General features: G+C 72.2%; 17 protein-coding genes. 6 read left to right on the top strand and 11 right to left on the bottom strand.

Annotated features, from left to right (window positions below):
- The first annotated feature begins 145 nt into the window (after positions 1 to 145).
- From ACIP4Y_RS13410 to ACIP4Y_RS13400, 3 genes are all read left to right on the top strand, one after another.
- On the top strand, positions 146 to 2881 hold the full coding sequence (locus ACIP4Y_RS13410) for a SpoIIE family protein phosphatase (protein WP_401391916.1): 2736 nt from the start codon (positions 146 to 148) through the stop codon (positions 2879 to 2881).
- Positions 2882 to 2985: 104 nt separating this feature from the next.
- Positions 2986 to 3801 carry an intradiol ring-cleavage dioxygenase gene (locus ACIP4Y_RS13405; RefSeq protein WP_401391913.1) on the top strand — a complete coding sequence of 272 codons (816 nt, stop codon included), beginning with the start codon at positions 2986 to 2988 and terminating at the stop codon, positions 3799 to 3801.
- A gap of 248 nt (positions 3802 to 4049) precedes the next feature.
- Entirely contained in the window at positions 4050 to 6323 is a 2274-nt protein-coding gene (locus ACIP4Y_RS13400; protein ID WP_401391910.1) for an ATP-binding protein, read from the top strand.
- A gap of 86 nt (positions 6324 to 6409) precedes the next feature.
- Here the strand turns inward: ACIP4Y_RS13400 and ACIP4Y_RS13395 are convergent, their stop codons facing one another.
- Positions 6410 to 7420 carry a hypothetical protein gene (locus ACIP4Y_RS13395; protein ID WP_401391907.1) on the bottom strand — a complete coding sequence of 337 codons (1011 nt, stop codon included), beginning with the start codon at positions 7418 to 7420 and terminating at the stop codon, positions 6410 to 6412.
- Between the two features lie 425 nt (positions 7421 to 7845).
- Between ACIP4Y_RS13395 and ACIP4Y_RS13390 the strand changes: the two genes are divergently transcribed.
- Entirely contained in the window at positions 7846 to 9033 is a 1188-nt protein-coding gene (locus ACIP4Y_RS13390) for a type III polyketide synthase (protein ID WP_401391904.1), read from the top strand.
- 25 nt (positions 9034 to 9058) lie between these two features.
- Here the strand turns inward: ACIP4Y_RS13390 and ACIP4Y_RS13385 are convergent, their stop codons facing one another.
- From ACIP4Y_RS13385 to ACIP4Y_RS13355, 7 genes are all read right to left on the bottom strand, one after another.
- Complete coding sequence (locus ACIP4Y_RS13385) at positions 9059 to 11215, bottom strand: SpoIIE family protein phosphatase (protein ID WP_401391902.1); 2157 nt, start codon at positions 11213 to 11215, stop codon at positions 9059 to 9061.
- A 216-nt stretch (positions 11216 to 11431) separates the two neighbouring features.
- Positions 11432 to 12970, bottom strand: a complete 1539-nt coding sequence (locus ACIP4Y_RS13380) for a patatin-like phospholipase family protein (protein WP_401391899.1) — start codon at positions 12968 to 12970, stop codon at positions 11432 to 11434.
- Positions 12971 to 12995: 25 nt separating this feature from the next.
- Positions 12996 to 14681: a GMC oxidoreductase gene (locus tag ACIP4Y_RS13375; protein ID WP_401391896.1), complete on the bottom strand. Its 1686-nt coding sequence runs from the start codon at positions 14679 to 14681 to the stop codon at positions 12996 to 12998.
- Between the two features lie 113 nt (positions 14682 to 14794).
- Entirely contained in the window at positions 14795 to 15691 is an 897-nt protein-coding gene (locus tag ACIP4Y_RS13370) for an alpha/beta hydrolase family protein (protein WP_401391893.1), read from the bottom strand.
- Positions 15692 to 15729: 38 nt separating this feature from the next.
- Positions 15730 to 15969 (bottom strand): hypothetical protein, encoded by a 240-nt coding sequence (locus ACIP4Y_RS13365; protein ID WP_401391890.1) that lies wholly within the window; start codon positions 15967 to 15969, stop codon positions 15730 to 15732.
- 187 nt (positions 15970 to 16156) lie between these two features.
- A complete protein-coding gene (locus tag ACIP4Y_RS13360) occupies positions 16157 to 16582 on the bottom strand; it encodes a DUF3592 domain-containing protein (protein WP_401391887.1) in 426 nt (141 codons plus the stop codon).
- Between the two features lie 196 nt (positions 16583 to 16778).
- Complete coding sequence (locus tag ACIP4Y_RS13355) at positions 16779 to 16940, bottom strand: hypothetical protein (protein ID WP_358641882.1); 162 nt, start codon at positions 16938 to 16940, stop codon at positions 16779 to 16781.
- A 466-nt stretch (positions 16941 to 17406) separates the two neighbouring features.
- On the opposite strand from ACIP4Y_RS13355, the gene ACIP4Y_RS13350 reads away from it, so the two are divergent.
- Together ACIP4Y_RS13350 and ACIP4Y_RS13345 are read left to right on the top strand one after the other, a co-directional pair.
- A complete protein-coding gene (locus tag ACIP4Y_RS13350; protein ID WP_401391884.1) occupies positions 17407 to 17682 on the top strand; it encodes an alpha-amylase in 276 nt (91 codons plus the stop codon).
- A gap of 55 nt (positions 17683 to 17737) precedes the next feature.
- A complete protein-coding gene (locus ACIP4Y_RS13345; RefSeq protein WP_401391881.1) occupies positions 17738 to 18307 on the top strand; it encodes a GNAT family N-acetyltransferase in 570 nt (189 codons plus the stop codon).
- Positions 18308 to 18340: 33 nt separating this feature from the next.
- Here the strand turns inward: ACIP4Y_RS13345 and ACIP4Y_RS13340 are convergent, their stop codons facing one another.
- The 3 genes from ACIP4Y_RS13340 to ACIP4Y_RS13330 all read right to left on the bottom strand — a co-directional run bounded on the left by ACIP4Y_RS13340 (position 18341) and on the right by ACIP4Y_RS13330 (position 22572).
- Entirely contained in the window at positions 18341 to 19684 is a 1344-nt protein-coding gene (locus ACIP4Y_RS13340) for a VWA-like domain-containing protein (protein ID WP_401392522.1), read from the bottom strand.
- 38 nt (positions 19685 to 19722) lie between these two features.
- Positions 19723 to 21000 carry an AAA family ATPase gene (locus ACIP4Y_RS13335; protein WP_401391878.1) on the bottom strand — a complete coding sequence of 426 codons (1278 nt, stop codon included), beginning with the start codon at positions 20998 to 21000 and terminating at the stop codon, positions 19723 to 19725.
- Positions 21001 to 21093: 93 nt separating this feature from the next.
- Positions 21094 to 22572 (bottom strand): hypothetical protein, encoded by a 1479-nt coding sequence (locus tag ACIP4Y_RS13330; RefSeq protein ID WP_401391876.1) that lies wholly within the window; start codon positions 22570 to 22572, stop codon positions 21094 to 21096.
- Positions 22573 to 22621 lie beyond the last annotated feature (49 nt).

Raw genomic sequence — 22621 nt, 5'->3', positions numbered from 1 at the left:
AAGGGTCTTCGTTTGTGCACGAGCCGCCCTCTCAGGTGCGTGACAGTGGTGTTATCAAGGGTGTATGGAGGTATTTTCCGGGCGCCATCGAAGCCCGGAACGTCATCCGCCGGCCGGACGCCCACGTGAACGTCGCGCCTCTCTCATGGACGTGCGCAGTGCGGCCGGTCAGGTGTTCCTTCTCCAGGTCGTCATCGTGGTCCTGCTGGTCGCGGCCGCGGTGGTGGGCATGATGCTCCAGGCGGCGCGTGACGCTCTGCAGCAGGGCCGACGGGAGTCGGTCATCGCGGCCCAGTCGTTCGCGAATGCCCCCGGCACGGCCGCGGCGCTGCAGAGCCGGGACCCGTCAGCGGTGCTCCAGCCGCGGGCCGAGGCGGCGCGCAAGCGCGCGGGCGTGGATTTCATCGTCGTCATGAGCACGACGGGAATGCGGTACACGTACCCCTACCCGCGGGAGATCGGGAAGCAGTTCGTCGGCACCATCGAACCGGCGCTGCGGGGCCGTACCGTCGTCGAGCAGGCCGGCGGACCGCCCCTGCCCGCGGGCAGGGGCACGGACGTGCAGGCGGTGGTCCCGGTGACCGACTCGCACGGCAGGGTGGTCGGCCTGGTCTCCGCCGGGCTCACGGTCAAGAACGTGGCGGCACTGTGGCTGCCGCAGCTGCCGATCATCCTGGGCAGTGGCGGGGCCGCGGTGGCGCTGGCCATGACCGGAACGACGCTGGTGTCCCGGCGGCTGCGGCGGCACACGCACGGCTTGTCCCCGGTGGAGCTGGCGCAGTTGTACGAGCACCACGACGCGGTCCTGCACGCGGTGCGGGAGGGGGTGCTGATCACCGGTGCCGACGGACGACTGCTGCTCGCGAACGACGAGGCGACGCGGCTGCTCGGGCTGCCGGAGGACGCGCAGGGGCGCCCGGTGCGGGAGCTGGGACTGCCGGAGCCGGTCATGCGCCTGCTGTCGTCGCCGGAGGCGGTCACCGACGAGGTGTATCGCGCGGAGAACCGGTTGCTGGCGGTGAACAAGCGGCCGACGTACCCGCAGGCCGACCGGGGAGGCAGCGTGGTGACCCTGCGCGACACCACGGAACTGGCGGCGCTCTCGGGACGGGCCGAGGTCGCACGGGAGCGGCTGCAGCTGCTGTACGAGGCCGGCGTGGGAATCGGCACGACGCTGGACGTGGGGCATACGGCCCAGGAGCTGGCCGAGGTGGCGGCGCCGCAGTTCGCCGACCTCGTGACGGTGGACCTGCTCGACGCGGTCCTGCGGGGGTGGGAGCCGACCGCGGAGGGCTGGCGGCATCTGCGCCGGGCGGCGATCGGCGGCGCACAGCGGATGATGCCGGTGTATCCGCTGAGCGAAATGATCACGTTCTCGGCCCGGAGCCCGCAGATGCGGACGCTGCGGGAGGGGCGGGGCGTGCTGGAGGCGGACCTGCGGCAGGCCGAGGGGTGGCGGGAACAGGATCCGGAGCGCGCCCGAAAGGCCCTGGAGTGCGGGCTGCGGTCGCTGGTGACCGTGCCGCTGCGGGCACGGAACGTAGCGCTGGGTGTGGTGAACTTCTACCGGACGGTGGATTCCCCGGCCTTCGAACCGGAGGATCTCGCCTTCGCGGAGGAACTGGCGGTACGGGCGGCGGTGGCCATCGACAACGCCCGGAGGTTCACCCGGGAGCACGCGATGGCGGTGACGCTGCAGCGCAGTCTGCTGCCGCGGGGGCAGCCGGAGCAGGACGCGCTGGAGGTGGCCTGGCGGTATCTGCCCGCGGAGGCGGGGGTGGGCGGGGACTGGTTCGACGTCATCCCGCTTCCGGGGGCTCGCGTGGCCCTGGTGATGGGCGACGTCGTCGGGCGCGGCCTGCACGCGGCGGCGACGATGGGCCGGCTGCGTACCGCGGTGCACAACTTCGCCGTCCTGGACCTGCCCGTGGACGAGGTGCTCGGGAACCTTGACGACCTGGTCGTCCGCATGGACAACGAGGAGCACACCGGTGATGCGGCGGAGGACCACGAGGGCGAGGGCGTCACCGGAGCGACCTGCCTCTACGCGGTCTACGACCCGGTGGTGGGGGCCTGCACCATGGCCCGTGCGGGGCACCCGGAACCGGTGGTGGTGCGCCCGGACGGGACGGTCACCTGTGCCGGGGTGCCGGCCTCGGCGCCCCTCGGTCTGGGCGGCTACCCGTTCGAGACCACCGAGCTGCCCCTGCCGGAGGGTTCGCAACTGGTGTTGTACACCGACGGCCTGGTGGAGGACCGCACCCAGGACGTCGACGTCGGTATGGAGAGGTTGCGCCGTGCGTTGGTCGGGGCCGGCAGCCGCACCCCGGAGGAGACGTGTCAGGCGGTGATCGACGCGCTGAAGCCGTCGCACTCCTCCGACGACATCGCGCTGCTGACGGCACGTACCCGGACGTTCCCGCCCTCACGCGTGGCCGAGTGGGACGTGCCGCCGGACCCTGCGCTGGTTCCCTCGGTGCGGGCACGGTGCAGGGAGACGTTGCGGGAGTGGGGGCTGGAGGAGACGGGATTCGCCACGGAACTGATCGTCAGCGAACTGGTCACGAACGCGATCCGGTACGGCTCGCCGCCGGTGGGTGTGCGACTGCTGCACGGACGCTGTCTGATCTGCGAGGTGTCGGACGGCAGCGGCACCTCGCCGCGCCTGCGGCGGGCGGCGACCACCGACGAAGGCGGGCGGGGGCTGTTCCTGGTGGCACAGTTCGCCCAGCGATGGGGGACGCGGTACACGACCCGCGGCAAGGTCATCTGGGCGGAACAGGTTCTTCACGACGGCACTTCGGCCGCCTCGCGCCTCGCACCGGTCGACTTCCTTCTCGACCAGTTCGACCTCGACCAGCTGGATGATCCCGCCTTGTGAACCGAAGCGGACCCCCGAGCCGGCCTTCGAGTTTCGTAACGCGCGCCCGATTCACCGGTCATCCGATCGATGCGACGGACCGTGACCCCCGCCATTCTGACAGCATGACTGACATCCCCCGCCCCCCTTCCGCACCACGCCCGCGCGACCCCGAGCCGGCCGGCGGCCCGGTCGGCGCGAGCCGCAGGACCGTCATAGCCGCCCTGGGCGGTGCCGCCCTCGGAGCGGCCGCTCTGGGACTCACGGCCGGGCAGGCGACCGCGGCCGCGGACCGGAACAACGCGGCACAGGCCCCGGCCCGGGAGGCCGCCGACTGCGTCCTCACGCCCGAGCAGACCGAGGGGCCTTACTACCTGGACCTGGAGACGGTCCGCAAGAACGTCACCGAGGGCAAGGCCGGCGTACCGCTCACCCTCCGCGTCAAGGTGATCGACACGGCCACCTGCGCCGTACTGCCCGGCACGGCGGTCGACATCTGGCACTGCGACGCTCTCGGCGTCTACTCGGGATACGTGGCCGGCGGCTCCACGCCGGACACGACGTTCCTGCGCGGCGTGCAACTGACCGACGCCACCGGCGTCGCGGAGTTCACCACCATCTACCCCGGCTGGTACGTCGGCCGTGCCCTCCACATCCACGTCAAGACGCATGTCGGCGGCACGGTCGCCAACGGCAGGTACCAGGGAGGCCACGTCTCCCACACCGGCCAGCTCTACTTCCCGGAGACGTACAACAGCAGGGTCGCCGCACTGGCCCCCTACCGGAGCAACACGGCCACCCGCACGCTCAACGCCAGGGACGGCATCTACCGCAACGGCGGGTCGTCCACCCTGCTGACCCTCACCCAGACCGGCAGCGACCTCGGCAAGGGAGTGACCGGCACCGTTGTGCTCGGCATCGATCCCGACGCCGTACCCTGACCCGCCGTCCGAAGAACCCGAATGGGCGCGCGGAAATCGGGGATGACCGGAGCATGACATGCGAGTCGTGCGGCGCGCCTCTGACCGGTCGGCCCCGCCGCGGTCGACCGGCTCGCTACTGCTCCGGCGCATGCCGGCAACGGGCGTTCAGGCAGCGCTCGGCGCGCCGGGCGCAGACGGTCACGTCACCGCCCGCACCGAGCGCTGCCTCCTCGGCCGGCGGCCTGCCCCGGGCCCTCGACTCCTTCGTGGGCCGACGGGCGGAGCTGTCCCGGCTGCGCGCTCTGTCGAGGACGTCGCGGCTCCTGACGCTGACCGGTGCCGGCGGCGTCGGCAAGACGCGGTTGGCGCTGGAGTTCGCCAGGGGTCTGCCCGGCCGCCACGGGCGGGTGGACCTGGTCGAACTCGACGCACTGCATGACGGCGCCGCGCTCGCCCAGTCCGTCGCCGCCGCGCTGGCCGTGGGGGAACGGGCGGGGCGATCCGGTGCCGACGTCCTGGTCCACGCGATCGGTGACGCCCGCCGGCTGCTGGTCCTGGACAGCTGCGAGCATCTGGCCGAGCCGTGCGCCCGGCTGATCGCGACCTTGCTGAGCCACTGCCCGCGCCTGCGGATCCTGGCCACCAGTCGAGAGGCCCTCCGGGTGCCCGGGGAGACCGTGCTCCGGGTCGGTGAGCTGTCGCTGCCGCCGGCCGACGCCGGAGACGACCCGGTGGTCCTGCTGCGGGCGGACGCCGTCCGGCTGTTCGTCGACCGTGCCTCCAGTTGCTCACCGGGGTTCACGCTCCACCGGGGAAACGGCCGGACGGTTGCCGAGATATGCCGCAGGCTGGACGGCCTGACGCTCGCCGTCGAACTGGCGGCCCGCCGGGCCGGAACCCTTCCGCTGAGGGACATCCTGGCAGGACTGGACGACCAGATGTCCCAGCTGTCCCTCCTGGCAGGCGGACACAGGACCGGACCCGGGCGCCACAGTGAGCTGGCCGCCGCGATCGACTGGAGCCACCGACTGCTCGATCCGGCCGAACAGGCGGTCTTCCGGCGCCTCGGGCTCCTCGTCGGCGGGTTCGACACGGCTGCGGCGCGGGCGGTCTGTGCCGGCGACGGGGTCGCCGCGGCGCAGATACTCGGCATCCTGTGTGCCCTCGAGGCCAAGTCCCTGATCGTGCGGCTCTCAGGAGACGCGGAGACGTCACGGTTCAGACAGCTGAGCGCCATCCGGGCCTACGCCCTGGAGTGCCTGCGCGCCTCCGGCGAGCTGCATGCCACCGGGCACCGGGTGGTGGAGTGGCTGAACACGCTGGCGGACGAGGCCGGCGACGAGGTGTTCCCCGACCAGGCCGGCAGCCCGCTGGCCGTGGAACAGGACAACCTCGCGGCGGCGTTGGCCTGTGCCACCGCCCGGCACGGTGCCGCGCAGCCACGGCTGGTGCTGGAACTGGCGCGCGTGCACTACGAGCGGGAACAGCCGTCAGCCGCCCACGCCCTGCTGACGGGGCTGCTGCGGGAGACCGGCGCCCGGGCGCTCGGCGGGGCGGTACCGGCGCTTGCCGCGCGCGTGGCCTGCCAGCGGGCCGATCTCGCCCAGGCACTGCGCCTCGGCGAGCAGGCGGTGAGCACGGAGCGCACGCGCCATCACCCCGCCGGACTCGCCAACGCCCTGGACGCGCGCGCCGCGGCGCGGTTGTCCCGCGGGGAATTCGCGGCGGCCGTCGCGGATCTGCGCGAGTGCCTGGACGTCCTCGCCGCGCTGGGCAAGCCCCAGGACACCGCGTGGTGCACCCATCACCTGGCCTGGGCGCTGCTGCAAGCGGGCGGGGAACGCGAGGCCGACATGCTCATGTCCCGCTGCCTGCCCGTGCTCAGGGCTCACGCCCCCTGGAGCCGGGTCGCGGCCGCTCTGCACACAGCGGGCGCCGTGCGGCTGGCCCTGGGGCATCTGGACAGTGCCGAGGCACTGTTCGCCGAGGTGCTGCGGATCGTCCCCACCGCCGGTTTTCACGCGCTCTACCCCGTGGAGGGCCTGGCCCTCGTGGCCGCCGAGAGCGGCGACATGCGGCGAGCCCTCCTGCTGTACGAGGCAAGCGCGCAGGCACGCCGCCGACTCGACACCGTGTCCGAGGCTCCGTGGCGACTGCGGCTGGAACGAACCGTGGCTCGTGCCAGGACAGGGCTGCCGGCAGCCGCTCGGGAGGCGGCCGTCAGCGGCGGTCGTCGGCTGCGCGGGGACCGGCTCGTCGCGTACGCGCTGCGGACGAGGAGCGACGACCACCGAGCGACGACGGACGAAGGGCAGGCCGTCGACGACCGGTCCGCGCTGACCGGAAGGGAGTTCATGGTGGCCGAACTCGTCGCCGACGGACTGACCAACCGCCAGATCGCGGAGCGGCTGGGTCTTTCGGCCCATACGGTCGCCACGCACCTGGACAAGGTGCGCGACAAGCTGGGTATGCGGTCACGCACACGGATCGCCTTGTGGGTGGCCGCACGGACCAAGGCCGGGCAGCACCCGTCCGGGTGACGCATCCCCGCTCCCGGGTACGGCTCCCGAGCCGCCTCGGCGCGTCCGCGCATGCACCGAGGCGACACGTGCCCGACCGGGTTGCCTCAGAACTCGTCCTGCGGGAGGTCCTGCCCGGCGAGGTCGCCGTCGCCGAACTCGGCATCGTTCATCGCCGGGCCGGCGAAGAAGCCCCCCATGAGTTCCTTCAGGTCCAGCTCCTTGGCACCGGCCGGGGCGGTGGGCCTGGTGCCGTCGCTCATCCGCAAGGTAACGCCCAGTTTCTTGACCTTGGCGTTCTCGGCCAGGGCGGCGAGGTCCACATCCACCTCGGACAGCTCACCGTTCTTGAGCGTGAAGTCCGCTGTCACCTTGGTGTCGGGGGCGTCCTTCAGGTCCTTGTCCGTCGGCAGCTCCATGCCCGGCGGCAGGTCCTTCGCCAGCGGACGGATCTCCCGGAACAGCTCGGTGATCAGCGTACGGAAGGGGGCCGTTGCGGTGACGTGCTCGGTGCCGTCCCCGCCGCCGGCCGTCTTGAACCGCACCTCACGGGCGACGACCTCACGGAGGGACTGCACGAGCTTCTTCTGCGTCTTGGCGTCGAGGGACCGGTCGCGCGCGGAACCGCCCCGTGCCCCCTGGCCCTCCGCAGCCGACTTGCCCATCTCCTTGATGCTGAACTTGACCCACTTGCCCGCGAGGACGTCCTTGAGAGCCCCGGCCTCGGGGGGCAGGTCTTCGGCGGCCGGTACGGGGCTTCCCGTCATCTTGCCCAGGGTGTCGGTGTCTGTGCGGAGGTAGACGTAGTCGCCGATCACCCGGTACTCGGCGAGGTCGCCGTCCGGGCTGCTGATCTTCATGGCCATGCCGACGAAGTCCTTCTCCCCGGACTCGTCGATCGGCTTCTTCGACTGCACGGTGAAAGTGATCGTCGCACCGCTCATCATCTTGGCGGCGTCATCCGGTATCTCCTCGCCGGGCGCGGGGTCGGACTCGGCGTCCAGCGCCTTCAGGGACGCGACGTCGGTGTCCAGGTCGAGCTCGAAGGAGAGCGTCTTCTTCTCACCCAGCTTCTCGAAGGCCCGGTCGAGCTTCTTGCCTGCGGAGAGCTGCTCCACCGTTCCGCAGGCGGCGGAGCCCGCGAGGACGGCGCCGACGACGGCGGTGGCGGTGAGGGTCTTGCGTATGGCGTTGATGATGTCTCCTCGTGGATCCCGATCACGGTGTGATCGATCAGGAGACTCACGACCCGCCCATGAGGTTGCCCCGTCCCGCCGCACCTCCTCGCTGACGGTCAGTCAGGTGGACCGGCGGAGCTCCTCCGCGGGCCCTTGATGCAGCGGTGTGTGCCGTGTCACGCGTTCCAAGCGTGCCTAAGTTGTCTGCATCACAGCGGAAATGTCCATTTAGCGTCCATGCTCGAAGCGGATACCGACCCACGAAGTGCTGCTTATCGGAATTCTCTTGGGCACAACGCTGCAAAGTGACCCATGACACAGCATTCGTGATACTCCCCCCGTTGCCGCTGAAAAGGTGCCCCATTATGGCCGCTTACCTGTGTCCTCCTGCCGTGATACACGGCGAGCACGCCGTGAAGACCAGCCAGATCGTGGCGGAGGTGCGCGACCGCCACCCGCACGCCGCGTGGGCGCCGCGGATCGACGGCATCGCGGCCAGTACGGGCATCGAGACCCGCGGGTGGATGCTGCCGCTGGAGACCGCCGTCGCGCCCGGCAACGGCGGCGCCCTGCGCGCCGTCGGCATCGAGCCGGCCCAAAAGGCGCTGGCCGGCGAGGGGTTCACCCAGCAGGACGTGGACCGCGCGATCGCCGCCCTCGAGACCGTACCCGTGCCGCAGACCGTCCAGGAGCGCACCGCGCCGGCCTGGGAGGCCGTACAGTCCTACGGGGAGCATGCGGCCCGCGGGGCCCTGCAGATAGCCGGCCTGGACGTCGCGGACGTCGACTGCCTGATCACCAGTCACTCCACCACCCCGGCACTGCCGGGTCTGGACATAGCCCTCGCCAACAAGCTGCAGCTCCGCAACGACGCGATGCTGCTGCCCGCCACGCAGTGGGCCTGTATCGCCGGGACCCGCTCCCTGGCGCTGGCGGCGGATCTCGTGGCCGCGGACCCCGACCGGGTGGTCCTCGTCGTCATCGCGGAGGCGCTGAGCACCACCTACCAGCCCGCGGACGACACCCTCGAGTCGCTGATCGTCCGGTTGCTGTTCGCTGACACCGCGGTCGCCGCGGTGGTCACGGGCCGCCCGAGGCGCGAGTCGGTGCTGCGGCTGGACGCCGCCTGGCACCACACCCTGCCCGGCACCCAGGACCTGCACCGCCTGGAGACGCGGGCGGACGGCACCCACTTCGTGATGGACCGGCGCGGGCCGCGGGCCGTACAGGAGACGGTCACCGCGATGTGGGAGTGGCTGCGCACCCGGTACCAGGACTCCCCCGACGCCTGGCACCCCGACGTACTGCTCGCGCACCCCGGGGGGACGCGGGTGCTGGAGTACATGGAGCAGACGATGCCCGACACGTGGCCGTCGGGGCTGCTGGACTACAGCCGGGACAGCTACACCAGCGGCAACCGCGGAGGCGCCGCCGTGTTCGACATCCTGCGGCGGGCGCACGACGCCGGGCGGCAGAAGCCGGGCAACCGCGCCGTCCTGTACGCGGCGGCACCGGGCCTCACCGCCACCGCCCTGGAAGGGGAGTGGCTGTAGCCGCGTCCCCGGCGCGTGGCCGGGGTCACCTCGCGACCTCGGCCCAGATCACCTTGCCGGTGTCCGTCCACCGCACCCCCCACCGGGTGGTGAGCCGGTGCACGACGTGCAGGCCGCGACCGGCGTCGTCGAACGGGCCGCCCCGCCTCAGCCGCGGCCTGCCGTTGCCGGTGTCACCCACCTCGCACAGCAGGCCGTGACCGGCTCTGATCAGCCGTACCGTGATGGGGCCGGTGGCGAAGCACACCGCGTTCGTGACCAGCTCGCTGACCAGCACCAGCACGGCGTCCCGGGTGTCGTCCCTCGTGCCCCACTGCCGCAGCAGCGCGGAGACCTGTGCGCGCGCCCGGGCGGGGGCGTCGTAGCGGGCGGGCAGCCGCCAGGTCGCGGTGTCCCCCTTGCGGTAGCCGATCATCCGCGCGAGCAGCAGGGTCACGTCGTCGCGCTGGTGCGCGGGTGCCAGCGCGGAGACGACGTGCCGTGCGGCCTGCTGCAGGGTGTCCCAGGGGTGCACCGTGGACACGGCGTCCGCCAGCCTGCCGATGCCCTCGTCGATCGACACGGCCGGATCCTCCACCAGGCCGTCGGTGTAGAGGGCGAGCAGGCAGCCCGGGGGTGCGTCGAAGGTGTGCACGTCGAACGGTTCCCGCAGCGCGAACTCGGCACCCAGTCCGGGGTGGGGGCGGACCGCGAGCGGGCTCGCGCGCCCGTCCGGGGAGATCAGTACCGGGGGGAGGTGGCCGGCGCTGGACAGGGTCACCTGGTGGCCGACCGGGTCGTAGAGGGCGATGCAGCAGGTCGACCCGAGGGCGCTGTAGCCGGCCGTCAGCCCGGACTCCGTGTCGTCCAGCAGCGACACGGTCTCGTCCAGGTGCTCCAGTACCTCGTCGGGGGCGAGCCCCGCGGACAGCAGCGCGCGGGCCTCCATGCTCAGCTGGCCCATGGTCGCCGCGGCTCCCAGGCCGTGCCCGACGACGTCACCGACCACCAGCGCGGTACGGCCGTCCGGCAGCGGGAAGCTGTTCACCCAGTCGCCGCCGACGCCCGCGCTGTCGGGGGTGGCGGGCTGGTAGACGCTGGCGATCTCGACGGTGTCGCCGCCGGTCCGGGGCAGGAGCCGGCGCTGCAGGGCCAGCACCTGCGTGTGCTCGCGCTGGTGCTGACGCGCGAGGTCGACGTGGTGGGCGGTCCTGGCCACGAGTTCCTGCAGGTCGAACAGCTCGCTGTCGCGGAAGGGGCAGTCCGCCCGCCGCCAGACCTCCGCCACGCCCAGCACCACGGGCGGCGTGTCGTCCAGGACCAGCGGGATGCACGCCACACCCGCCGACCGGTCGCCGGGCACCAGGGCACGCACCACCCGTGGGCTGCCCAGTACCCGCTCGACCGCCTCCCGGTCGGGTATGACGATGGTCTGCGGGGCGTCGTCCCGCAGCACCGCCTGCGCCAGCAGGCGACTCGCGTCGCTGGGAAGATCGTCGCCCGGCGTCACGTAGCCCTCGGGCCAGGCCCGGTCCGGCACCAGGGCCGCCCGCCGCAGCCGGATGCGCCCCTTTGCCTGCCCGGTGACTCCCTCGCCCGTCCACACGGCGAAGTCGAGGTCGACGGCGGCCACGTCGCCCCAGGCCAGCAGGGACTCCGCCAGCGACTGCGCGGTCTCGCCGATGTCCAGCGAGGTACCGATCGCGGTCTCGGCGGCGTAAAGGTGCAGCCTCCTGGCCATCGCGATCACGGAGACGGTCAGGCCCTCCTCGGGTTCCGCGGCGGGCAGGATGCTCATCGAGACCACCAGCTCCGACCCCTCGCCGCGCCGCAGACGCTGGATCCGGGCGACGTGCGCCTCACCGGTCTCCAGGACCTGCCACAACCGCCGGGTGACCGTCGGTACGTCCCTGGGCGGCAGGAGATCGACGAACGGCCTCCCGACCCTGGCGTCCAGGCCCGCGAACACGGGGGCGTCCAGGTTGCAGCGGGTGATGAGCAGCTCCCTGTCCAGGTTGACCGCACCGAGGATCTGCTCCTGCCGGCCGGCCGCCGAGTCGCCGGGCACGCGCGTGCCGCGGTCGCCCTGCGCGTCCGCAGAACCGGCGTCCCGAGCCGCTCCGCCGCGCGGGATGTACCGCCCCAGGGCGCTGCTGACCAGGTCGAACGCCGAGGAGGACGAGGGGGAGGGGGTGGCGTCCATGCGGCTCTCTCAGCAATCCCCGGCGCGGCGCCGGGGCCGTACTCGGACCACACCTCATTGAATAACAGAGGGGGTCGGTTCGCCCACATCAGGGGGTGGCGGCGGCACCGAGAGTGAGGGGACGCCACGAGCGGTGGGCGGCGGCGCGCCTGGCGACAGGCACTGACGATCCGAGGTCACTCCCGGCGGCCTGGCCGACTCGTGCCCGGCGCCCTGTCAGAGCGGTGACCAGGCGAGGGCGCCCTGGAAGTACACGTCCCAGAGGCGGCCGGCGAAGAACTGGGCGAATCTGCCCAGTGCGGTCAGTCGGCCACGGGTCGTGTCCGCCCGTACCCGGAAGCTCGCGAGCTCGCGGACGAAGTCCGGCAGCCGGAGACGTACGACCCCGGTGGCCACCACCTGGGCGTCCGCCTCCTCGCCGGCCGGCACCGTGCCGCGCAGGATGCGGGTGTGCAAGGTCGTGGTGTCGGCCCACAACCCGTGGCCGGAGTCCTCGTCCACGGTCTTGCAGCCGCTCAGCGTGAGCGGGTTCCCGGCCCTGTCGGTGAAGAACAGGCGGTAGCGCATGCGCAGATGTTCCGGGTCGCCCTCCTCCACGAAGAGGTTGAAACGGCCCGACTCCACCTCGCAGCGGCCGCCCAGCGCCGCGCAGTGGATCTGCCCTGTGATCGTCGCCTGGTGCTCGGGGTGGACGAGGAAACGGTCCAGTTCGTCGATGTGCACGGTCAGGCGCACCGACAGTTGCTCCCGCCCCGGCCCGCCGTTGTACGGCGCGCGGGTGCCGGGTGCCCCGGAGCCGAAGGTGATCGCACCGGTCATGCGTTCACTGAACCGCAGCCGGCCGCCGTCGCCGGCCGGACAGGGCAGCGGAGCGGACAGCGGTATCCCTTGCTCCGCGCACCAGGCCCTGGCCTGGTGCACCCCGAGTTCCACGGCCTGCCGGAAACGGTCCCGGCTGAAGTTGATCAGGTAATGGAGCGGGACCTCACGCTGCAGCATCCTGACGGTGATCGGGCGGCCGAACTCGCCCCGGCCGCCCTCGCGCAGGGCGGTGTTGTTGGCGTCGATCCGCCGCTGCCACTCCTGCAGCCGGCTGTTGGCCGCCGTCTCGATGATCTGGAAGTAGTGCGCCACGAAACCGTCGTGCCAGCGACCGCGTTGGCTGACCGTCCAGATGATCCACAGTTCGTCGCAACCCCGGCGTATCGCCTCACCGATGTTCGCGTCGGTGACGTAGACGGGGTCGATGTAGACCCTGCCGTCGAGGGTGACCGGCGGGAACCACATCGGCAGGGACACGGCGGCGGCGAGCCGGTCCTCGTCCATCCGGTCGGCGGTCAGCACCTCCAGCTCGTTGCGGGAGAAGTCGTAGAGGTTGAAGGTGGCGAGCCGGTCGGTCGCCCGGATCTTCTCCCAGTCGAGCCCCCAGCCGCGGAAGACGTTCCGCCGGTAACCGTCGAGCGTGAACAGCGAAGAGCCGTACGGCCCCTTCGGGTACTGCCGCCAGTGGGGACTGACCCCCTTCAGGGGGCGTATCTCCCGCCAGTTGTCGGCGATCTGACGCCCGGTCATGCCCTGGCAGTACATGGCCAGGTTGAACGTGCCGCCGCTGGCGCCGTCCGCGTGATCGAAGCGCAGGCCCGCCTCGTCGAGCCACACCTGGAGCACACCTGCCTGGAAGGCGACCTTGACCCCGCCACCGGCGAGGATCAGCGCCCGGCGGGTGTCATCGGTGCCATGGCCGTCGTCCGTCATCCGTCCGTCACCGCCTTGCCTGGGGTCATCGCTTCCCTGCGTCGAAATCGTCGAGGACGGCGTCGGCCGCACGCTCGGCGAGGGCCGCGATGGTGAGCGAGGGATTGGCACCGACCGGGCCGGGCATGATCGACCCATCGACGATCGACAAGCCCGGACAGCCGTACACCCGCCCGTAGGAATCGACCACGCCCTCCTGCCGGTTGCGGCCCATCGGAGCCCCGCCGAGCGGGTGCACGGTGATGAGCCGGTTGAGATACGACAGGGGGTCCGAGGCGTAGCAGCCGCCCAACGCCGAGGACAGTGCGCGCATGGTCCCGTTCATCCGGTGGAAATAGGCGTCCGAGGCGGCGGTGTCCCAGTCCAGGTCCAGGTATCCGTCCCGCAGCCGCATCCGGCCGGTCGGCATGTCCCGCCCCATGCCGAGGAGCGGTAGCGACGTGGCCGTGAACAAGCCCTTGCTCATGGCGTCGGACAGCTGACGTCCGACCTCGCTCCTGGGGCTGTGGGTCAGCCGGGACCAGCCTCTGCGCAGGAGGAAGCGCAGCACGTGTCCGGAGGCGGTGAGGGCGTTCTGCTCCACCAGCCAGTTGATGAAGTCCGGGTATCCCGCGTCCTCGATGAAGAACCCGCGTCCGGTACCGCCGTCGAGCCGGTCCGGCGAGCGCATCGCGCTGGTGATGACCGGACCGAAACTGGGGTGCAGCAGGCGGGGCGTCTCCTGGCCACCGTGCCGTTCCCGGGCCTTGAAGACGAATCCCAGGAAGTCGCCGTTGCCGGAGAAGTGGGTGCCGAGTGCGGGGCCGAGGTCCGGGAGTTGGCTCCGGTTCCGCAGGAGCAGATAGGGCGTGCCGAGCGCCCCGGCCGCGAGAATCAGCCGGTGTGCCCGTACGACCCGCGGTACGGCCGTGTCCCGTTCCCCCTCCGTCCGGTCCAGCTGCCGGTCGAGGTACGTGATCAGGAACCCGTCGGACGTGGGCGTGAAGGACTTCACCTCACAACCGGTGCGGAGCACGGCCCCGTGCTCCTTTTCGGCGGTGGTGAGGTACGTGAGGTCCAGGGTGTTCTTACTGCCGAAATTGCAGCCGATGTCGCACTCGCCGACCAGCCGGCAGGTGTAGCGCGGAACTCCGTACCGGTTCCCCGCGCCGCCTGCGATGGGCACCCCTGGTACCGGCTTCTCTTCCGGGTTGCCGAAGGTCACGGCCAGGTGAGGGAGCTCCCAGTCCAGGCCCAGCCGCTGCGCCGCCTCCTGCATCGCCAGGGTCTTCGGCGTGCTCCGGTAGGGCTCGTGGTCGGTGGGGTACCGTTGCACCCCCATCGTCTCCTCGACCTTCTCGTAGTGCGCGACCAGCTCTTTGTAGCCGATCGGCCAGTACTCACCGGATCCCGCCAAGGTGTCGTCCTGGGGGAACCAGTTCTCGGGTTTCCGCAGCAGGACGTTGGCGTAGATCAGCGAACCGCCACCGAGTCCGCTGCAGACGACGGCGTCGAGTTCCGAGAAGCTCCACACGTCGAACATGCCGTACAGCCCATGGTCCGGGGCCCAGAAGTTGGACGCGGTCGCGTGCGGCCCGCGGGGGAAGGTGCCCGGCGCGTACGCCCTGCCGCGTTCCAGCAGGCAGACGCGCTTCTGTGCTTGCGCCAGTCTTGCCGTCATGACCGAGCCGCCGAATCCCGACCCGATCACCACGGCGTCGAAGCTTTCCATGCCGGCTGCCTCCGAGAAGCGTCAAGCCCCTGCGCAGGACAGGCAAACGTTCATGTCCTCTCATTGTGGCGCAGCCGGTCGCGAGGCGCATGCCGAGCGTCTTCGCGCTCGTGTCAGGGCAGGAACGTCACCTCCGGGAACGCCCGGGACGGGCCGTCGAGCAGAGGCCCGCGTCGGTGCCGCAGGTGCAGGTCGAAGAACGCGAGGGGGTACGCCTGCTGGATACGTACCGCCCGAGCGGGGGCGAGGGTGCCGATCCAGCCGAGCAGTTCCGCATCGCTCATGCCCACCGCCACCGCCAGTTGCGGGATCAGCACCTGGTTGTCGCCGTAGGACGCGTGGACGGCGCCCTCGGCCTGGATGTTCAGCCGCCATCCGCGCAGGCGCGTCCAGAACTCGGCGACGCCGGGCTCCGCGGCCCGCGTGAATGCGGCCGTCGTCATCATGAACGGCCGGTCCAGGTCGCCGGTGACGGCCGGCAGCATCGGTCCGTCGAGGCTCAGCCCGGCCCGGACCCGCGGATCGTCGAGCATGAGGCGGGCGGTGGCCGTCCCGCCCTTCGACCAGCCGAACATGCCGATGCGCCGCGGATCCACCCCGCCGGCCAGGCCCGTCGGCAGGGGTCGGCCGTCGGCATCGGGATTGCGTCCGGCAGCCAGGTCCTCGACACAGTCGAGGATGAATCGGATGTCGGCGGCGAAGTCCGCCGGGCCCATCGCGTGCTGCGGGTCCATGAGCGGCGTGAGGATCCGCCCGTCGGGGAACTCGGTGAAGGCGTCGTAGGTGTGGTCCGCCGTCACCACCACGTAGCCGTGGCTGGCGAGTTCTTGCACCATGACGGTGTGATCGGCCCGGTGGCTGTGCGCGCCGTGCGAGAAGACGACGACGGGCAGTTCCCGGCCGCTCCGTCGCACCGGGGCGCCCTGGTGGCCGGATGTCAGCGGCGCCTGTACGGCGTCGACGGGAAACCCCGCGGACGCGAGCAGCTCCCGCAGCGCGCCGGCGGGCATCCACGGCGCGAGCGGATACCGCCGGACGTCCCGGGCGGTTACCAGACACTCGCCATCAGCTCCCGACGGCGCCCGGGGCCGGCCACCGGATCCGGGCGTGCGGTGTCGACAAGGTGCAGCGCCACCGTGCCCACCGGGTACGGCCCGGTCGGCGCGGGCAGTGTCAGCTGCGCGGGAGCGGGCGCGCCCGAGGCCGTGGCCCGGGCCGCCCCGACGAGCCCGAGCGGTACGGCGGCGCCGGCCGCCAGCGCGGCCCCCAGCAGGCGACGGCGCGTCAAGGCCTCTCGGCCGTCCGCTGCACCCGCAGTCGAACGTCGTTGCATTGCATCGGAGTTGATACGCATGGGGGCAACGCTGTCATCGGCCGCAGCCGTGCCGCATCCATCCACCGGATGCAATGCAGGGTGGCATCAGACCACTGGTCTACGTCCGGAAGCTGACGGCTACGAGGATCACGGCGCCGTGTCAGAGGGTGAGCAGCCGGACGAGCAGTGCCGTCACCGTGCCTGCGGTCAACACCGACCCCAGCACCGTGAACAGCAGGTCGAGCCCGTTCATGTCCCAGCCCTCGATCGAAAACCGGTGTGGGGCCCGGGGGTCGTACCGGACCGTGACGCGCACCCCGACTCCGAAGGTGTTTCGCACGGCTGCGCGGCCGTACCTGGACGAGTACTCACACGCGGTTCCGTCCTGGGCCGTCCAGGCCGCGACCGGGTAGTAGAACGTGGCACCCTCGTCGTTCCGCACGACCTTGTGCCGGACGATCCGCGCCTCCGCATCGACGCCTGTGCGGCGAAGCATGCCGGCGCGGCGCAGTCCGTAGACACCGAAGGCGAGGAAGACCACGCCGATCGTCAGGGGGATGAGGGAGATGAGCCATGCACGTTCCATGTGTCCTGCGACGCGTGCGCCGGCGTGTCAGTTGCGCATCAGGCGATGGTGGCGGTCCTGCGAGATGCGGATCACGTGAGTGACCGGGGTGAAAGGGGCCCGGCCGCTGCGGCCGGGCGGACGCCTCGCGACGGCGGCTGTGCGAGGTTCTGCACCGCCTGTCGGCGTCGGCCCGCCCGGCCGCGAACCGGTGGGGTCACATTCCCGACGCCGACCGGCGGGTGCGCAGCTTGCCGAAGAGTCGCTGGGCCTGGGCTCGGCGGCGCGGATCGGCCGCCGTACGGCGTACCTGCTCGATCGTGCGCCGGCCCTGCGGACTCCTCGCGAACTCCTTGAGTCGCTGGAAAACTCCTGCCATGACACTCCTTTCGCCAGGGGTGCCCTGCTCTTGTCGGGCCCCGCGAGGTTCGACTACCCGGTGACGGGCGGTCCAGCCTCTTTCGGCCGAGGGCGGGCCGTCACGGCGCCACGCGGCTTGCAGACGTCCCGGAGCTTCGGCCCGCACCGGGGGCGCTGCCTGGGAGAACGGAGCGAACGCGCCGGGCGGCGCTGAAATGGTTGAAGCCTCACTTGGGTCGCCGGCACGGCCCGGGCCGCCTCACCGCAGGGCAACGACCGTCCTCACCGTGCAACCAGCGTGGTGTCCGAAGGCGGACGCAGGCGTGTTGCTCCTGGCCACGCCCTCTGATTACTTCGACACCTGAACACATGAGGGGCCGTACGTACCGGCTCTTCAGTTTCTGCGTACGTCTTCTGTCGACAAGTCAGGGAGTTTTATCGTGCAGAGTTGGACGAAGTGGTCCGTACGGACGGCGGGATGCATCATGTCTTCGATCCTTTCCACCGCCCTTGCAGCGCCGGCCTTCGCGGGGTCCTGGAACTCTGAGCCGGCACCCGCCTGCGTCGCCATGTACGAGAGCTGGCGGTACACCGACGCCGCCAGCAACTGCGCCTCCACCGTGGGGGTGAGGGTCGTCTACCAGGACGGGGCCACCGGTCTGTGCTACGCCCTGCCGCCGGGTGCTTCCCGCACGGTCGGCGAGGGGTACCTCGGTGCACACGGTCACCCCGACCACCTCGCCCTCTGCGAGGGCTTCTGACGACACGGAGACTACGCTGGCCGGGTGACTCACTGGCAGCACACGGGGAGGTCCGATGACCGCTGTCTCGCCTGGCGTCCAGGCACCAGTTGCCACCGAGCGGCTGATCCTGCGGCTCTTCACCCCTGACGACATCGAGGACCGGTATGCGTACCAGCGCCTTGCCGAGGTAGCCCGGTTCCTGTACCGGCCGCCGCTCACGCGCGAGGACTGCGCAGAGTCCATCGCCGCGCGGGCGGGCGGGACGCCGTGGACAGCGGACGGCGACGTGTTGCTGCTGGCCGTGTGCCGGGCGGAGGAGCCGCGCGTCGTCGTCGGCGAGGTGGTCCTCACGCTCACGAGTGCCCGCGCCCGGCAGGCGGAGATCGGCTGGGTCTTCAACCCGCGCCACGCCGGGCACGGTTACGCCACCGAAGCGGCGCGCGCCCTCGCTTCGCTGGCCTTCGGCCGGTTGGGCGTCCACCGGCTCTCCGCCCGGATCGATGTCCTCAACACCGCCTCGGTGCGCGTGTGCGAGCGTCTGGGCATGCGGCGGGAAGCGCATCTGGTCGACAACGACCTCGACGGTGATCGCTGGGGCAGTGAGTACGTCTACGCGGTCCTCGCACGCGAGTGGAAGAGCTGAGCCGAGGCAGGCCGGCCCGGGGGCGCCGCGGGCTCAGCCGATGGTGACGACACGTGCCCAGGGTGGTGGGGCGTCGGGGACGTAGTCGGGATCGTCCTCGTCCACGGCGCGCGGGGGGCGGGGGAAGAGTCCCACGACGGTGCGGCAGGGCGGCTGTGCCGAGGGCCACGGCGTCTGGCCGTCGGTGAGGGCGACGATCACGTCCGGGCGGGGTCGGGAGCGGAGCGCGCGGGCGAAGCCGGAGCGCAGATCGGTTCCCCCGCCGCCGAGCAGTTCGATGTTCTCGGCCCGGCAGAGCGGGACCGCGACTCCGGCCGCCGCGTCGCAGGAGATCACCGAGACCAGGTCGCGCCGCCCGCCCACCGCCCGCGAGATCGCCGCCACCTCCAGCAGTGCGCTGCCGAGTTCGGCGTCGCTCACCGACCCGGACGTGTCGATCACGACGCAGACGTGGGGCGGCGTCCGGCGCAGGCTCGGCAGCAGGACGCCGGGGATGCCGGCCGAACGCCGGGAGGGGCGCCGGTAGCTGTGGTTCTCGCCCACGCCCGGCGCGGCCGCCGCCGAACGGACGGCCGCCCCCAGCAACTGCCGCCAGGGCTGCGGTGGATGGAACGCCTCGTCCGCCCATCGGCGCCATCCCTCCGGTGCGTCGCCCGGACGGCCTTTGATGCCCTCGGCGACCCGGAAGCGGACCGCGTCCCGCTGCTGCCTGCTCAGCCCGCGGGCGCCGTCGGGACCCAGCTCCCACGGCCGGGCCTGCCCGTCGGCGCCGCTGCCGCAGTCCAGCCAGGCCAGGTCGGCGGCGAGCCCGGACATCGACGCCGTCCGCAGGTACTCCTCCATCAACAGGCCGTCGGGCAACCGCAGCAGCGACGGCAGCACCGCTCCGGCAGGCCGGGGCAGACCGTCACCGTAGATGTCGTCGTTGATCTCGAAGTCGGCGGCGATGTTGCGTCGCAGCCTCCCCCAGCCCTCGGTCGCGGAGGCCACCGTCCCGGTGCGTTCACCCGGCCCGTGCTCCTCGTGCTCCCGCGCGTACCGCTCGCCGCGTTCGTGGTGGTCCCGGAGCAGGTGGGAGACCTCGTGCACCCAGACACCCGCCAGCTCCTCCACCGGAGTGCGCGCGACGAAGCCGGGCGAGACGTAGCAGCGCCAGTGCGCGTCCACCGCCATCGTCGGCACCGCGCGGTCCTCCACGACGTGCAGCGCGAAGAGGGCGGCGGCCAGGTAGGGGCGTACCTTCACCGCGTGCAGCCGGGCGGCCAGCAACTTCTCGGTGTCCAGGGGGAGCTCCGGCCGGTCGTACGGGTCACCGGTGCCGGCCGGGGGCCCGGGTACGGCAGCCCGGACGGGGCGTGGCGGCGCGGGCGGGGCCATGGGGCGCGGCAGCGGGACCGGGCGCTTCGCGGCCCCCGTCACCGGCGCGTCCCCGTCGCACGCCCGGCACCTGCCGTGGCCCGGCCCACCGACTGGTCCGCGCGCCGGGCGAGGCCGACCACCCCGGCCAGCCGCTCCACCGTATCCGGCACCTCCCAGTCGTCGCGCCGCAGCGCGGCCAGCGTGGTCGCCGGGGCGACCAGCAGGTCCGGGGCGCCGGTCTCCAGGGCCCGGGTCAGCACCTTCCAGGCCGCCTCCCACCGCGCCCGCTCCGGTCGTGCGCCGACGGCGGCCACCACCGCCTCCAGCGCCGCCTGCCGCAGATCGCCGCGTTCCGGCAGCTCGGCCATGGGGGGATCGGCCAGCAGTGACTCGGGGTCCGGCAGGTCCATCCGGTCGAGGTGGGCGAGCAGTTCGAGCCCCGGACCGTCCCCCACCGCGCCCCGTACCAGCAGCGCGAGCACTTCCCGGGAGACGGCGGCCGCCGTGCCGAAGGCCAGCAGGGTCAACGCGGCTTCCCAGCTGCGGGGCGAGGGCCAGGCACCGCCGCGCCGCGTCTCGGTGCTCGGCAGCCGGTGGATCAGTGTCGGCCGGGCCTGGAGGAAGCCGCAGACGGCGCGCCGGGCGTACGCCACCGCCTCCGGCAGCCGATCCGGCTCCAGCCGGGGCAGCTCCGCCCGGGGCCAGACCCCGCCCAGTCCGCGCACCACCACGTCCCGGTCGTGCACCCAGTACAGGTGCACGAACCGGTTGGCCAGCGGCGGGCTCAGCTCCCAGCCGTCCGCCGCCGAGGCGCGCGGATTGGCGGCGGCCACGATCCGCACGCCCGGCGGTAGTTGCAGGGCACCGACCTTTCGTTCCAGGACGACTCGGAGCAGTGCGGCCTGGACGGCCGGGGTGGCGGTGGAGAGTTCGTCCAGGAAGAGCAGGCCCTTGCCGGCCCGTACCAGCTCCACGGCCCACTGCGGCGGCGCCATCGGCACGCCCTGCACCGCCGGGTCGTCGCCGACGATGGGCAGTCCGGAGAAGTCGGACGGCTCGTGGACGCTGGCGATCACGGTAGTCAGCGGCAGGTCGAGGGAGGTGGCGAGCTGGGTGAGGGCCGCGGTCTTGCCGATGCCGGGTTCTCCCCAGAGCAGCACGGGCAGGTCGGCCGCGACGGCCAGGGTGAGTGCTTCGAGCTGCTCGTCGGGGCGCGGCTCGGTGGTGGTCGTCCGCAGCAGCCCCAAGAGGTCGCCGGCGAGGGCGAGCTGGGCGTCTGTTGCGGGCGCGCCGGTGGTCGGTGCCGAGGCGCGCAGGAGGGTGCTGGAGGTCATGGGTATCACCTGGGATGGGTTCGAGGGTACGGAACGGCGTGCCGGTGTGCAGCGTCGAACGCCCGTATGCCGTGCGGGAGTTGGAGGGAAAGGTCAGCGCATCAGGCCGGTGCGTGGCCGGGCCCGGCTGATGTGCTTGCGGAGCAGGTCGTGAGGCACATGGCGATCGAGCCGGGGACGACGGCTCGCGTCCGCGTGTCCCGCGCCCGGGGCGGCCTCGGCGGCGGGGTGCACGGTGACCAGCCCCGAGCGGAAGAGGCCGTGGTCGACCCGGCGGGCTGCGGCCGATTCCAGTTCCTGCCGGAGCGGCCCGTCGGGCAGGACGGCGCGGGGACCGAGCAGCCCCTCCACCACGGCCAGCGCCCCGGCGATGTCGCCGTGGAGCAGCCGCTCCCGGACCGCGGGCAGTGCCTCCGGGTCGCGGTGGACCGCGTGGATCGCCCGCACGCAGGGCAGCGCCGGCCCGCCGAGCGCCACCAGCAGTTCCTCGCGCCGGAGTTCGGACGGTTCGTGGTCGATCGCTGTGAGCGCCCCGTCCCGCAGCGCGATCCGGTGGATGTCGCCCCGGCACTCGACCTGGTGCGGATCACCGGGCGCGGGAGCGGGTACGACCGCCGGTGCCGGGCCCGGCTCCGCCAGTGCGGCGGCGACGAGCGGATGCAGACGGTCGGCCGCGACGAGCCCGGCCCGCAGCAGTTCCAGATCCGGAAGGACCCGGGCCGCGGCCTCGGGGAGCACCGGAAGCGCCGCCACCTGCTGCGGCGGCAGCGGTTCGCGCAGCGGGCGGAACGCCGGGGCATGGCTGTCGTCGGGTGCGACGAGTTCGAGGACGGCGCGGCTGCGCGCACCGAGCCGCACGGTGAAGGCCCCGCGAGGGCGCTCCTCGGCCCGGAACAGCAGCTCCGCCTCGGCGGCCCACCGGGCCACCGCCCACGACGCGTCGTCGACGGCGGGCCGGTCCGGGAGGCCGGGCGGGAGGGTACCGCCCGTTCCGTGGGGCCGGTCGGGCGGTGCCGCCGGCGGTGTCGCGTCCGCTCCGCATCGCCGCGCGAGTTCGCCGCTGCGTCCGGCGTCCCAGAGGTGCCGGTGCAGGTCGAGCCGGAAACGCCGGTCGGGATGCGGGTGCGGGTGGTGCCGGGGGGCGCCGGTCCCGGATCCCTCCCACAGCGCCAGTGACATCCGCTGGCCGGCATCGGCCCAGGTCGGCGGTGTGCGCACCACCAGCTGCACCGGTGCGGCGCCCGAGCCGCCGTAACGGGCCAGGGAGAGGGTGAGGCCGGGGCGCAGCCGCCCGTCGGGCGCGCTGCGGGGCATGTGCCAGCGGAGCAGATCGGGCGCCAGCCGGCGCAAATCCGCACGGAGGCGGCTGGCGAGCTCGGTGCCGTGGCGGTTGCGCACGGCGCGCAGATCGAGATCGACGTCGACGCGGGTGGCGGCGCAGGCCCCCGCCCAGTCGCCGACCGCACGCCGTGCGGTCGCGGTATCGATCATGGACGGTGGCACCGCGTACTCGCGCACGCGCTGCCACATCAACAGGCGGGACGGGAAGTCGTTCGCGAAGTGATGTGCCATCAGCACTCACCTTGCACGAACGATTCCCCCAATCCGTACGAGGAGAAGT

This window comes from Streptomyces sp. NPDC088810 (assembly GCF_044750305.1).
Lineage (GTDB): Bacteria > Actinomycetota > Actinomycetes > Streptomycetales > Streptomycetaceae > Streptomyces.
This window is presented reverse-complemented; position numbering and strand designations above follow the sequence as displayed.

Bases quoted from the DNA above. Each gene is read 5' to 3' on its own strand.
- ACIP4Y_RS13410 (WP_401391916.1), top strand. From the start codon at position 146: ATGGACGTGCGCAGTGCGGCCGGTCAGGTGTTCCTTCTCCAGGTCGTC.
- ACIP4Y_RS13405 (WP_401391913.1), top strand. From the start codon at position 2,986: ATGACTGACATCCCCCGCCCCCCTTCCGCACCACGCCCGCGCGACCCC.
- ACIP4Y_RS13390 (WP_401391904.1), top strand. From the start codon at position 7,846: ATGGCCGCTTACCTGTGTCCTCCTGCCGTGATACACGGCGAGCACGCC.
- ACIP4Y_RS13385 (WP_401391902.1), bottom strand. From the start codon at position 11,215: ATGGACGCCACCCCCTCCCCCTCGTCCTCCTCGGCGTTCGACCTGGTC.
- ACIP4Y_RS13380 (WP_401391899.1), bottom strand. From the start codon at position 12,970: ATGACGGACGACGGCCATGGCACCGATGACACCCGCCGGGCGCTGATC.
- ACIP4Y_RS13375 (WP_401391896.1), bottom strand. From the start codon at position 14,681: ATGGAAAGCTTCGACGCCGTGGTGATCGGGTCGGGATTCGGCGGCTCG.
- ACIP4Y_RS13370 (WP_401391893.1), bottom strand. From the start codon at position 15,691: ATGCCCGCCGGCGCGCTGCGGGAGCTGCTCGCGTCCGCGGGGTTTCCC.
- ACIP4Y_RS13360 (WP_401391887.1), bottom strand. From the start codon at position 16,582: ATGGAACGTGCATGGCTCATCTCCCTCATCCCCCTGACGATCGGCGTG.
- ACIP4Y_RS13355 (WP_358641882.1), bottom strand. From the start codon at position 16,940: ATGGCAGGAGTTTTCCAGCGACTCAAGGAGTTCGCGAGGAGTCCGCAG.
- ACIP4Y_RS13350 (WP_401391884.1), top strand. From the start codon at position 17,407: ATGTCTTCGATCCTTTCCACCGCCCTTGCAGCGCCGGCCTTCGCGGGG.
- ACIP4Y_RS13345 (WP_401391881.1), top strand. From the start codon at position 17,738: ATGACCGCTGTCTCGCCTGGCGTCCAGGCACCAGTTGCCACCGAGCGG.
- ACIP4Y_RS13340 (WP_401392522.1), bottom strand. From the start codon at position 19,684: ATGGCCCCGCCCGCGCCGCCACGCCCCGTCCGGGCTGCCGTACCCGGG.
- ACIP4Y_RS13335 (WP_401391878.1), bottom strand. From the start codon at position 21,000: ATGACCTCCAGCACCCTCCTGCGCGCCTCGGCACCGACCACCGGCGCG.
- ACIP4Y_RS13330 (WP_401391876.1), bottom strand. From the start codon at position 22,572: ATGGCACATCACTTCGCGAACGACTTCCCGTCCCGCCTGTTGATGTGG.